General features: G+C 38.9%; 11 protein-coding genes. All 11 read left to right on the top strand.

The annotated features are described in order from the left end of the window. The first annotated feature begins 1 nt into the window (after nt 1). Genes LC040_12115 through LC040_12065 form a run of 11 tightly spaced genes read left to right on the top strand, consistent with a single transcriptional unit; the run spans nt 2 to nt 13,520 of the window. The gene (locus LC040_12115) at nt 2-673 is read left to right on the top strand and encodes a hypothetical protein (GenBank protein ID WLR50028.1); all 672 of its coding nucleotides are present in this window, start codon (nt 2-4) and stop codon (nt 671-673) included. Next, complete coding sequence (locus LC040_12110) at nt 670-1,833, top strand: hypothetical protein (protein WLR50027.1); 1,164 nt, start codon at nt 670-672, stop codon at nt 1,831-1,833. Before LC040_12115 ends, LC040_12110 begins: the two co-directional genes overlap by 4 nt. Before the next feature lie 11 nt (nt 1,834-1,844). Further along, nucleotides 1,845-2,222 (top strand): hypothetical protein, encoded by a 378-nt coding sequence (locus LC040_12105; GenBank protein WLR50026.1) that lies wholly within the window; start codon nt 1,845-1,847, stop codon nt 2,220-2,222. Nucleotides 2,223-2,233: 11 nt separating this feature from the next. Then, nucleotides 2,234-2,617 (top strand): Low copy number virion structural protein, encoded by a 384-nt coding sequence (locus tag LC040_12100; protein ID WLR50025.1) that lies wholly within the window; start codon nt 2,234-2,236, stop codon nt 2,615-2,617. Between the two features lie 11 nt (nt 2,618-2,628). Then, nucleotides 2,629-4,035, top strand: coding sequence for a hypothetical protein (locus tag LC040_12095; protein ID WLR50024.1), 1,407 nt, complete (start codon nt 2,629-2,631; stop codon nt 4,033-4,035). Then, entirely contained in the window at nt 4,032-6,011 is a 1,980-nt protein-coding gene (locus tag LC040_12090; GenBank protein WLR50023.1) for a DUF2460 domain-containing protein, read from the top strand. Before LC040_12095 ends, LC040_12090 begins: the two co-directional genes overlap by 4 nt. A gap of 21 nt (nt 6,012-6,032) precedes the next feature. Continuing rightward, on the top strand, nt 6,033-7,901 hold the full coding sequence (locus LC040_12085; protein WLR50022.1) for a hypothetical protein: 1,869 nt from the start codon (nt 6,033-6,035) through the stop codon (nt 7,899-7,901). Between the two features lie 13 nt (nt 7,902-7,914). Further along, nucleotides 7,915-8,967: a hypothetical protein gene (locus tag LC040_12080; GenBank protein ID WLR50021.1), complete on the top strand. Its 1,053-nt coding sequence runs from the start codon at nt 7,915-7,917 to the stop codon at nt 8,965-8,967. 11 nt (nt 8,968-8,978) lie between these two features. Beyond that, on the top strand, nt 8,979-9,659 hold the full coding sequence (locus tag LC040_12075) for a hypothetical protein (protein WLR50020.1): 681 nt from the start codon (nt 8,979-8,981) through the stop codon (nt 9,657-9,659). 37 nt (nt 9,660-9,696) lie between these two features. Continuing rightward, nucleotides 9,697-10,368 (top strand): hypothetical protein, encoded by a 672-nt coding sequence (locus tag LC040_12070; protein WLR50019.1) that lies wholly within the window; start codon nt 9,697-9,699, stop codon nt 10,366-10,368. A 20-nt stretch (nt 10,369-10,388) separates the two neighbouring features. Further along, nucleotides 10,389-13,520: a hypothetical protein gene (locus LC040_12065; GenBank protein ID WLR50018.1), complete on the top strand. Its 3,132-nt coding sequence runs from the start codon at nt 10,389-10,391 to the stop codon at nt 13,518-13,520.

Here is a 13,520-nt window from a genome sequence, read left to right as displayed (position 1 = left end):
TATGGGATTCAAAAAGCTTTACAGACGTGGAAATAACTTTGTAAATGAACCAGGTGAAGTTGCTGTAACAAGTGGTGTTCTACGAAATATCACCTTTCCGACACCTGGTTGGGTGGCGTTTGATTTTTATGCTAAAGTAGCGAATGATGCAAATGGCCGTCTTGGCCAAGGGGAATTTTTTGTGAAAGTTGATGGTGATGAAAAAGCATCATATCGAGCTAGTTGGCCGTGGACGCGTCATTATGTATTCGTGGATGAAGGTGTCCGCACTATTGAGTTTAATACTCGCAATTACCAAGCTGGGGATGAAGCAAAAATACGATTTTTGAACTGTACAGAGTTTCCGGAACTGCAGATCATTGAAGCTATTGAACTTGCAAAACCACCTCAGCCACTGGAAGAAATGATTCGCATTAACATATTAAATGGTTCTACACGATATCAGTCAACATCTGAACGTGGTTGTCAGGTTGAAATGCAGCTAATCTTCAAAGGTACAACAAACTATCATCAGTTTATGAAGGGATTGACAAGCGACTACATTCTAAAAGGAGAAGAAGGAATGTATGGTGGTGTTCTATTGCCTCAATCCTTAGAACAAGTCAAGAAAGGGAAAATATATCTGGTGAAATGTGTGCTGCATTCACCAGCATTGGCAGGTGTCGGACATTGAGGCTGATTCATCCGGACTTACTTCAATACTTATCATCACAGTTTCAAATTTCGGGAAGAGCGCCTAATCAAGCGGTCTTCCTTTTCAATAAAAACACGAATGAACAAATGCGTTTAGATCGCGTGATGAGTATTGATGTTGACCAACGTTGGGATACGCCAGCAGGAGAATTCCGCATTGTAGCAGACAATCAAGATGGCTGGCTGTCGCCGGATTATGCGGAATGGAAAATCGACGACTTGAGCCGCATGGACCGAGGGCAGCCATCTCATAATCCTTGGTCAGATGCTTGGCCTGGGGTGATATGGCCAAATACAAAAGTTGAAATTTGGCTTGGCTATGGAACAGAAAATGATTTACTAAAACAAATCACTGGTCTAGTGGATACCGTTGCTATGAATGCGGAAATGCAGACAATAACCATTACTGGGAGAACAATGTATAAAAAAGTATTGGTGGAGACCCCTAATATCACTGGTGAAAGCTATAAGTACACAAACACAACAGCTCGAGACATATTGATTGATATTCACAGCCGAATAGGTTTATCGATCAGCGCTTCACCAATACTCATTCATGGTACAAACAGTATTTATGATGTAAAAGAGTTTGAGATTAAGAGAGGTCGTACATGGGATTCGTATGTATCAGATTTAATACTTTCCACATATACTCGTATTCACTCGAACTCAGACGGTGTGACGATTGTTGAGCCTGTTCCGCAGTATTCTCAAAGCAGTCAAGCTGACCATGTCCTCGATGAGACAATTAACCTGCAGTCGTTGAGTTACCGTATTGATGATATTGATATATTTTCAAACGTACTGGTCAAATCAGAAAATGGTATGAATGCCTATGTGAACTCTTTTTTTCGAGATCATGTCATGAATGGACAGTTTAGAGAAGAAGTCCTTGACATACCGTGGGCAGATACGGAAGCGAAACGACAAATGGCAGCTGCAGCTTTCTTTCGTCGCATGCGGCAGAAGTTTCGGTCAATATCAGTTGCCAGTGTAGGTCATCCAGGAATTGAATTATATGATTTATGTCGAGTAAAAGAGATTGTATCAACTGCTTCAGCAAAATATGTGGTCAAAGGTATTCGGACCAGCTATTCAGAACAGGGATATTTTGATTTTCTCGAACTTGAATTTACGTAGGAGGTGAATGCTTGGTACCGCACGATAACTTGTATTATCCGGTTGAATACATGCTAAAAAAGATGATGAAAAAAGAGGTAGACGGGCTAGGAAATGGTCAAACGTGCTGCACTTGCTTGGATGCAAAAGTTCCGGTGCGTCTTGTTCGATCTAATGGAAGGTTGACGCAAGTGATTGGTGAAGAGAACGGACAAACTGTTTATACCGTTGATTTGATATACAGTGGCGTTTTTCTGTACCAGGTAATCGCATCTTGTCCAAATGGATACAGCGAAACATATACACTTCAATATACAAATGGCATTTTAGAAAGTGTTGATGTTCAAACGTTAGGCACACCTGGTAGCGGAAGCGGTGGAACCATCCCGCCGACAATCACGATCCCATAGGAGGAAGAATATTGGTTTTTGAAACGAGTTATCTAGGCGGAGGTCGCCTTGACCCACCGTTTTATCCAACGAAGCCAAAACCATACACGCTTGGAAGGCGCATCACCATACCAAATGGCACAGGACCTGTAATAGATTCTTTCACACTTTCATTCGATGTTGAGCTGATTGCTGTTGCAGTTGATGCTAGACGAAATGAAGAGTTGGACAGATGGGATTTGAAAGTGAACAGCAATCTCGTTATTGAATCATCTTATATCAAACGTGTGCCGCAAGGTATATATCTAATGGCCATCGTTCCCGTGAAAGCCGGTGAAAAAATAGAACTCATTTATCACAACGACAGCGGCAGTAATAAATCTGTAGCTGTCGATTTTTCTATGTTAAGAGATTAGGAGGTTAAAAGATGCCTTGGATCGATGAAAGACTTCAAGAAGGACAACTTCAAAATAATTTATCATCGTTATTAACAACAGCTGGATGGGAATTAGTCCTGCAATTCAAGAAAGTAGCTTTTGATAAAAAGTGGTTAGACCCTGAATTTTTAAGTGAGACCTTTCCTTCTACAAAATTTAATTGTTTTGTAGCGAACCATTATATCTGGAAGTCTCAGGCCGGCATGTACTTTGGTTTGGCCATAGGTGCAGATATTTCGATGATGATGTTTGATATCCCAAATGAGGCGCAGCCTAAAAATGACCAAGCCAATCAATACGCTAACTTAGCCAATTTCTTTACAAATAAATTCCCTTTATTTAAACAAGGACACACATTGTACATGTACATGCTTGAAAAAGAGCCAAATCATGTACCAAAGGTTAATACTGATTCCCCAGCTGGTGAGGATGTTGTTATTGTTTGGGAAGGGGATTTAAAACGAGCAGCGCTTGACATTGAAGTGATAGAAACAAAAGTCGATTCAATTCCTACGCAAAGTGACCCAATTTTACGTGTGACGGTGGTGGAATCGCGTCCAGATTTATTACAGTCGCCAATCGCGGAAGCACGAATTCGTGTCCCAGCACTTGAAAGCTATCAATCAGATCATGGAGCAAACTTTGTCGATACAAATACAAACTGGTGGAATGATAGTATTATTCGTCTTCGAGGTCAGTTAGATGGAGAAACCATGTTTGTCATATTCGAGCCGGATGCAGCGGCTGCTTATGATTCAAACCAAGTTCCGATGATGCCTGTGTTTTGGGGGAAATTTGCGTGTCACGATGAAACACTTAAAATGAATGCACTATTTGCCGGAAGTGCGACGGCATCTAAACAACAAAACTATGAATTTGATAGTGTGACTCCAATAAACTCTATTCTGCAACCGTTGCAAAAAAACTACATGTCTAACCCATCTAACGGAGTAGATAACATTATGGTTCATAAAACAATTGGCGGTTCGAGGTACCAAGCACACCATTTGAACATGAAAGTTTCGCCTAACGCTATGCCGCCAGAACGGAAAGGACCAAATGGGGGTGAGTACCCGCGAGCGTTCCGCCAGAGCGGTTCATCATTTTTGAATTATCAATACAATCCTTCAAGACATACAAACAAAGTTCATTCATCTACAATTTACATTAAACATGCGGATGATGGTGATGTAGGAATTTTACCTAATTGCGTTGCAACAATGCCAATGTCCATTCAAGACGGTGATATTTTAAAGGTAGAAAAGCAATACTGTCCTGATTCATACGATAACTATCGTTATTTTTTAATTGAGGCTATCTCACCGTTCACTAAAATACCTGCTACTGCTTATCGCCCTGTAGGGTTAGGTTTACTCGAGGAGAGTGATGTTTCATGACGTGGTTTGATAAAACCTCATATATTCAAAGCTTTGCTGATGATTTAACTGACCTTTTTCAAAATGAAGGCTGGAATAATTTCTTGAAATATCGAATATACAAAGGGCAAAAATTCGGAGATGTCCGTTTGTTTCGCTCAAAAGGGACAGACGGGCAGATAAGACACTTGGGTATGGTGCATGGTTATGATACTAGCGCTTCTAAATTTAATGATCAGCGTATTATTTTTAACGATACTAACTTTGGAAAACTAGGAATAGCTGATGGAACACAAGTTGAATTTCAAGTTAAAATCCTTCCTATTAGCGACGATGAACCCTTTACGCTGCATATAGATGATGTGCCAGTCAATGAAGCAGAATATGAAGTTGATTTAGTGACTGGTAGAGTGACGTTCGATACGCCTCCGGAACCTGGTCAAGTTGTTTCGGCAACATACAAATTAGCTTGGAATGCACCAGAGCCTCCAAATAGGCTTATTTTTTTTACGTTTAAAACCGTATATCTTCAAGAAAAGAAAGGAACGACCACAGGAATTACCATTGGTAACGGAGATGGTGTGAAAATTATCTTCAAAACACCTTCTGGACCAATTAAAGACGGAACTTTGAAAGTTTATTTAGATAATAATCTAGTTGATTCTGCAGAGTATACAGTTGATTTGGAAACCGGAGACATTACTTTTAATACCGCCCCTTCAAGCGGGAAGGTTGTTTCCGTATCATATACTAAAATCGTTCCAGGAAATGTAGCTTTAAAACTTGCTGATGGAGATGGAACTACAACAGAATTTTATACACCGTCTTCTCCTATCAAAAGCGGAACTTTAAAGGTATACATTGATGCACAGTTTGTTGACGCCACAGAGTATACAGTAGACAACGAAACAGGTCTAATCACTTTTAATACAGCTCCGCCATTAGGTTCTGAAATAACAGTAGATTATACATCTTTAGCAGGTGGAATACCGGTAGGAACTGCAAATACCACTATAAATGATTATGAAGTAGACTCATTTAATCCTGATGATATAGAAAGTTTGATGGAAGCTGTATATCAATCACTTGTTTATATGATTCCGTCACCACCTACCGTAATGTCATTTGTATCTACTGATCAATTTAGTGCAGCGTGGCAACGCGACTCCTATATGTATTATTGGGGGCAAGCCAATAAGGACCGGATAACAGGAATCTTTCGTCCTGATGCAGCTGGTGGAGCTGATGAGGCTTATTTTTCCCCTTTCTACGCAGGCAAGGTTAAGCTGTTTGACCAATCGCCAAGAATGAATATGGCGCTCATATCAGGAACAAGAGATTCCGATGAAATCAAATACAGCCCTGGAAGCAAGTTGGGGCCTGTGATAATCGATTACGGAGCAGAAACATCAAACGGAAATGATAGTGTCTTGATTCAGCAATCGATTGGAGGAGCGTATTATCAAAAATATTATTTGAGCTTCTTTACACATGATAAGGCCATTGATCCATTAAATGATGGGCGCTTGAATCCATCTAAATATACTGACAAACATCATTTCAGTCGAATATTTATCGTTCACCCCAATGATGGAGAAGTCGGGGAACTCGATGATATGTATGCATGTCACCCGAAAGGTATTTCTCAAACGGATGATTTAGAGGTTGAAGAAACCGTTACCAACGAATGGCTTGGAGACGGAAATAGTGAACGTAAAACCTTTGATACAAAGCGAACAGCTCAAACAGGTACGCTGCAGGTTCAGGTAGATTGTTCAGCAGTAATAGAAGGTTCTGATTACACTTATAACCCTGACACGAAGACAATTGAATTTACAACCCCACCGACAGCTGGAGCAAAAGTTCTAGCAAGTTATTTATATAAACAAAAGTATCGATATTCATTACCTACTACACCGCGAACACCGTTTTGTATTGAAAATGTGAGTCCGTTTGCTCCAATTGGAGTGGCGATATTAGTTGATAATCTTACGTAATTAATGAGGAGGTGCTGGCCGGTGAAGGTAAAGCAATATGGAATAAAAGCCAGCACTTCTTTTAAATCAAAACGGTATGCTTTGAAAGTACATGTTCATTGTGAACCTAATCCATACATCATAAGAAGCCGGATAGCAGACGTATACTTGAGAAAGCTATATGCGTTGCACGTTAACCAGCATGAGCTAAGTAAAAAATATTCTTTTGAATTGAATATGTACAAGGCGTGGCTTTATACAAAAGTTCGATATATTTTCAGGCTTCCTGTACGCTCTGTATTGCCTGCCAAGCTGGTTGAGGGACATTCGTACGGAAAGAGAATTAAAAGCGTCCATTCGGTACTAGATTCATTCTTAGCTGCAGAAAGAATGAATAAATACAGTGTTTATGAACCAGCTGTATCAGTGCAAAGTTCAATGGACAGAGAAAACATTTCACATAAAGAAAATGATGTAAAACTATCAGGAACAAAGCATAGAGAATTCAAGCATGTTGAAAATAAACTAGGTGACCGTATTCATAAACATCACGTTTACCACAATAAGCGTGAATCTGTACAAAAAATACAGTCAAATGAAATCGAGATTGTACACCCAAGCTATGTATCAAGGCAGAATGAGCAAGAAATACAAATAACGGATAAACACATAGCTGAACGTGATCGAGTTCAATCGGTTAGCATATCGAACACGCAAGCGTCTAAACGATTAAATGAAATAGATTCCGTCAGTGCTGGTTCACATATAATTAAGAGGAACAATATTTATGATTCAGAAATAACTAGTAGCTTAACACTATCTCGTCAAAATGAGCACCATACATTGAATGAGAAGCAGGAGAAGGTACTAAGGTTAGTTGCACTGAATGCGGGGAAAGTTCAAGCTGATGAACTTCGAAAAGCATTTATACACCGGTCAGTTCATCTTAATAAAGAAAATGGGGAACTCTTTGGCAAAGAATCTTTATTATTTGAAGATGAACGCTATAAACAGGTACCAAAGGTTGCAGTTACATCTCATAAAGAACAATCAGTCAAACACGGTATTAAAGAAACAATAAAGCATCAAGACGATTATCTAAATCGATTATTAAACTATACATCCTTTATGATTGAAAACGTTAGACTGCAATTAAACCAAATGAGGTTAGCAAATTTAAGCAGTATCAGCACTTATAAAAGGTCTCTCAGTTTCTTTGGCCATACGTTCACACATGATAAAGCAATCAGAAACATTACATTTGAAGCAACTAATTCACAGAATTATCGATTCAAAGGATCCCCTTTGCAAACTTCGTTGCAACACATTTATCAAACAGCTGCAGTCAAACAATTTTATCGGTCCATTTTAAGTAGAGATGTTGAAGGACGCAGACAAGAAATCCAACACATGATGAATTCATCTTTAATAAACCTGACTAGAAAAAAACTAATAACAAGCAAACAGTTATTTAGCGAAGAGTACCTTCGGAAGAATGAACGCGATTCGCTTTTCTTCGAAAGTCGATTTAATGAAAGAGTAAATCATTCACATGTTATATTGCATGAAGGTCATAACGGTACACGAATAAACGTATATGATGCTTATCAGCACTGGCTTGATAAATTCACACGCGATCTTCATTACGATACACAGCTTTTGTTTAATGATTCAGGAAATGCTAAAAAGATTATCCCTTCCCTATATCACATGGATGTGTCGGGCAATCGATTTATTGAGAAGGGTGCTATATATGTATTTTTAGAGACTTTCAAAAGAATAAATCGATGGGAAAGCATTATCCCAGGCGGAACTATTCCTGGCACGCTTATTGATGAAGAAGAATTAATTTGGCTAATGCTCGGTAAGCCGAATTTTTATTCAATTTGGGATTGGAGAAAGTTTTATTAAGGCGGTGACAGCTATGCGGATGTACCGCAGGGAAACGGGTCTTATTGTAAATGACCAATTTGACATACTAGACTCTAGGTGGAATATTTCAGGTCAAGCTAATGCTACAGAAAATCCAGGTTATTTAAGATTAATGCCAAGCGCAGGAGACACTCTTGCGCTTTTTAATTTGCCTGTACAAGACATAGCACTTGAATTCTGGGCAGACTTTGTACCAGTCGAAAGTGTAGATAGGGCAGGCTTAATTGTTTGGAAAGATAGTGAAACAAAAATCGAATTGCTAGAAACGTTGCTTACTAGCGGAAAGAGCTACGATAAATATCGTGCAGTAAGAATGGGGCTTGTGTGGGACTTCTACGGAGTTACAGGAGATACAGTTGAATATATAGACAGCGCAGAACTTGAAGCTGGAAAGGCTGGTGTAATTTTAAAAAGCGGCAGCACCATTCCTTTTGATGTAGATAGGATGGTGTTATGCAAAGGGGATAAACTCTATATTACAAATGTACTCCCTGGTTGGAATGTTGAACTGTATGATGATTCGAATTCACTTGTTTCATCAAAACTAGTTGAACAAAGCACCACTTATGTGCTTTTTGAAATTCCTCGTCTCGCATTAAGCGGCAGAATAGACGTTAAAGATGAAACCAATACATTAATAGGCTCTATTGATTCAGAATTTTATGGCGGCGATGTATATGAATACGGAACATATCTAATCGTTGAACAAAATGGAGCTGAACTTGCACCTGATACAGAGACAGATATCGGTTACATGCAGAACGGAAAACTGGAAGTACAAATGACGCTAAAAAACCCAAGTAATGTAATGACTGCACAAAATATTGAACTAATGGTTCAACAGTACGATTCAAAATTCGGGTACCAGTGGGCTGACATATCTTCAGACGTTGGAGGCGTTCCAGGTACTTATAGCGATACACTGGCAATTACATCGTTGGTTCCAGGCGGAGAGCAGATGTTTTGGCTAAAGGTTGAGAAGGGTGCTCCGCAATATACTGGATTAGAACCTTTGCAATTTGAAATTTTTATTGATCATGAGTGAGGTGAACGTGTATGCCTTCTAAGATGCAGCTAGCCAAATATGGACTTGGTGAAAACAAATATTTTGCAACAGTGCGGGCTAATGGAGTGGATGTTGCTGCAACAACAGTGAATGATGTCGTGGAATTATTACAAGGTGAAAACATCGATTTGACCGTAGATCCAATCGGAAAAACAATCACAATCTCATCTCAAGGTGGAGCAAAAGAATGGCAGCAGGGCGAGGAGTATAAAGTAAATAACCTAATTGTAAAAAATGGAGCTATATACATTGCTTCTATTGATTTTACCTCATCTGAAGTATTTGAGAATGATGTGAATTCAGGGAAAATACAGCCCATCGTCAGTTCCAGTGGGGGAAATGGATATTCGCAATTTGTTAAACTTTCAGCTGGACCAGGAGACGTCAAATCAATCAACCTTTCAACATCGAATTTTACGTTTGACAGACACGCGTTTGCCTTGATTTTAGAAGGAGAGTCAGACGTGTCAATCGATTATTCTAGCTTTACAAATGGTGAAGCTTCAGACTTTAAATTTGATAGCCAGTATGTTGTTTTCGATGGTGAGATGAAGTTGAAGACAGAATACACATCTGAGATGAATGAAGTTGGTGTGCAAGGTTCAGTGAAAGTATTTGAAGGGCAGATTGACGTTAGACAGTTTAAGAATGTTGAAAGAATTAGTTTTTAGGAGGTTCATTTTTAAAGAAAGTATAGAGGTGGTTAATATGCCAGCGCCAGCAACAACAGGACAGTTAAGGACAAATATAGTGGATATGAAGATCGGGGATTATATTTTATGGAATTGGGTTGACTACGACTCTTGGCAAATAAACGTAGATAATGGAAATTCAGAATCTCCGATAGGTGGAGTAACAGGTATGTCAGGGTATTATTGGTACGGCATTAAAGTAGCCAAAGGGTTATTAGTAGCAGATAGAGTGGTTCTTCATTCACAAAGTTGGGATTGGCTAAATAGCAAGAAGTGGATAGAGGGAAAGTACTCTAACCTCCTAGATGAAAATAACACTATCGTTAAAAATGGATACATTCGTTCTCTCACAGGTGGTTGTGCTTGCGCAGACGAAAATGGAAATATGAGTTTAACAGATAAAGGGTATGGTGGCTTTCCAACGAATAATGAGTGGGATAAATACATTGTGAATTTTCCTAGTAAGTTAATTGCAGATGGGGCTACTTTAGATGAAGTGTTTCATTGGAGTGGAATTGTAACGCTATGTCAAGAAACACCTGTAAATGGATGGTTGGGAACTGACGTAAGAAATAAGCATAGAATTGGGAGAGGGTATGATTCTTCTTTGTCTATACACGGACAATTAAGTAACGAAATTTTTTCTAGTAGGGGTTTCCGCCCTGTGTTTCAATACAAAGAAAACTAAAAGAAAGGAGTGAGTTGTAAATGGCTACAGTAGGTGATCAACTTACAGCCCCAGAGAGCGGATGGAAAAGGTATGACAATAAGCATAGTTATATTAATTTAAAAGGCGGAGGGTCAGAATCGAGCCCCAACTTGTATGGTGGAACACATTATTATTTTGGCTCATCAGGTCAAGTTCAATTTCGCTTCAAAGGAACAGGTCTTAGAATTATTACGTACCGTGCATCTAATCGATCAACCGATGTGAAAATTACAATAAACGGACAAGAGTATCATTACAACGAAGCAGGTTCAGCTCAAAACATAACCTTAATATTTGAACTACTAAATTTAGATAAAAATGTAATATACAATGTAGTGATTACCCCTACTAATGGGATGGCTACTTTAGATGCGTTAGATGTGCAAAGTGGAGAGCTAGTTGCGTCTGTTGGCAATCAAATAACTTCACCCGAAAGTGGTTGGAAGAGGTATTCCTACAGAAATATCCCGTTAAAAGGTGAAGGGTTAGATTTTAACGATTCTTACAATCAAATATCAACAGATGTAGAAATTTCTATTGATTTCATTGGTACAAAATTTAGGTTTATTGGATGGAGATATACAACTAGAAGTTCAGATATTCAAGTAGAATTAGACGGTCTAATCATTGATAGCTTTAGTGAGTTAGGATCTGACCAAGAAAGTACTCTCTTTTACGAGATAAGCGGATTAGAAAATGTAAAACATAGTATAAAATTTAGAAGTAATGATTCAACTATTTTTAGTTTGTCTGATATCGACATAGATAACACAGGCAGACTCCTTCATCCAGACGAAGTAACTGACATTCGTGATCTAGAAGTAGGTAAACGCATTCGGTGTCACTATACTGCAAGTGCAAATAAAGTCGGTGCTTTTTCTAATCTAGGAGAAGAAACATATGTTGATGGAATTAATGATTTTATTCCTACATCAAGTTCAGCTACACCTAATGGAGATTTCTATTACATCATGGTGGAAGATTGGAACGGGAGAAAACGTTTAGTAGCTGACAGAAATATTCAACACAGTATTAGTTGGGATACGTTGAATAGTGCAGGTATTGCGAGTGGTAGTGGTGTTCCTTTATCAAGTCTAGAAGTAGAATCCCCTATTATAAACAGTGATTTTGAATTAGGTGAAAGTATAGGTTGGGTTTTTAATAAACACTTACCTCAAGCAGATGGAACAAAAGGGACTGGTGTAAAAACAGATTGGTCCACAAGTGGTGGGAAATCTTTTTACCTTAACTGTGCGTATAGTAGTACTTTCTCGTCCCAGCACCATATAGGAATACAACAAACAGTAGACCTTACCAATATTGACAAGATTATTTTTGATGCCAAAACTTTATCCCACGAGGATGTTCAGAATAATTACGGACATTCTTATTTTATCGTTGACGGGGTAACGTACTGGGATAAAACGGAAAGGAACGTTGAATTTTTAAATCAAGAAATCGATGTTTCTAATCTTACTGGCAAAAAAGTTATTGAGTTTAGAGGAAGTGTTGAATCCGTAGCAGTACTAAGGTATGCGGATTTTTATGTAGATAACATTAGAGTAGTTATGAACGACGGAAATACGTTTCAGTCTAGTGATTTTAATTATGTTACTCGAATACTAACAGGCGGCATAGATGCTACCGACCCTAATAATGAATGGGATAAGTACATTGTTAACAACGTAAGTTCTGTTCCAAATATGACAAGTAACACAACTCCTGAGGGTGTGGTTAACCAAAGTTCGACGTATGCAGACGCTGGTATCACCCTCGGGTATAAAGCATTTAATAATGACAATTCAGATTTTTGGGAAAGTAATGGTACATTTCCTTCGTGGTTAAGCTATAAACATAAAAAAACCAAAGTTGTAAAATCTTACGGGATAAAGGTTCCTTACTTCCCGTCCACCACTGGGAATATAGCATACGTACCTACTGCATGGGAGTTTCAAGGATACGATGGGTCTAGCTGGGTAACGTTAGACACACAAACTATAACTTACACGAATTGGAGGCCTAACGTAGAGAAGTATTTTACAATTGACAACGACACACTATACGAAGATTACCGTTTATTCATATCGAATGGAGTTCGAAATGACGGTGGTTCCGGAAGTATTCCTATTTGTATTAGTAAATTAGGTATATACGAACATTCTTTTGTGGCCGGGGACAATAATGTTTGGAATTGGAATGGTATATGGAGTTGGAGTTCTACGACATCTTCCTCGTCTGCCTACAGAAGCAGTAGAGGTAATGAGTTTGCATCATCTTGGTCTGCAGGTGCAAATGGAACAGCCCATTTAACTAATTTAGGTGGATTTCGACCAATTCTAGAGATAGAGCGATTATCAGTTATTAAGGCTTTGGTTTACCACGAAAATGCATGGAAAACCTATAACCAACAAACGGGGGCTTGGGAAGTTGTAACAACAGCTGCAGAACCGACAGAAGTTGATTTTAATGATTATGGAATGGAAGCGATTGACCCTACAATCGTAGCGCCTGTTTTAACTGACGGAAAACTTTTTTATCGTGTGGCTAATCCAGATAGTACAGTGCCATCAATGCAGCAACAAATAAGCGCCGTTCCAAAAGCTCAGCTCGTCATCGCAGACGGGCTTTTTGATTTGCGTGATGTGAAAGAGATACATCAGATTTTGCTTGAATTCTTGGAAAGCGGCAACGGCCATGTTCGAGTTTTGCTCACAAGAGACGGAATTGACTGGTACAAATGGGATGGAATTTCGTTTGTACTTGTAGGTTCCAGTTTAACTGAAGGAGGTGGTCCGGATGCTCAACTTGCTGCCGCAGAAGGGAACACAAAAGCAGATATTGAATCGCTAACATGGGAAGAGATTAAACAATTTTATTCTTCCACACCAGATGGTTCGCCTGACTTTATTGGTTTTGCCTTTTTGTTAGAAATTGCTTCATCTGCAGGTGAAGCAGCAAACAGAAATATATCCTTTGATTTGCGACTCAAAGGAAAGTACAGACAGGCGGACAGCAGTGAGATTGCAATTAAATGGGGGAACTATTCGGTTGAATTCATAAACAATACTGGCTCAACAATCACATACAGAGGTAACTATGAAGACGCTAAATTAAAGCGTTATTTTTTATGA

Origin of the sequence: Bacillus tianshenii, from assembly GCA_020524525.2 — a bacterium.
GTDB lineage: Bacteria > Bacillota > Bacilli > Bacillales > Bacillaceae_N > Bacillus_AV.
The sequence above is the reverse complement of the archived record's forward strand: the minus strand, read 5'-3'. Positions and strand labels throughout refer to the sequence as shown.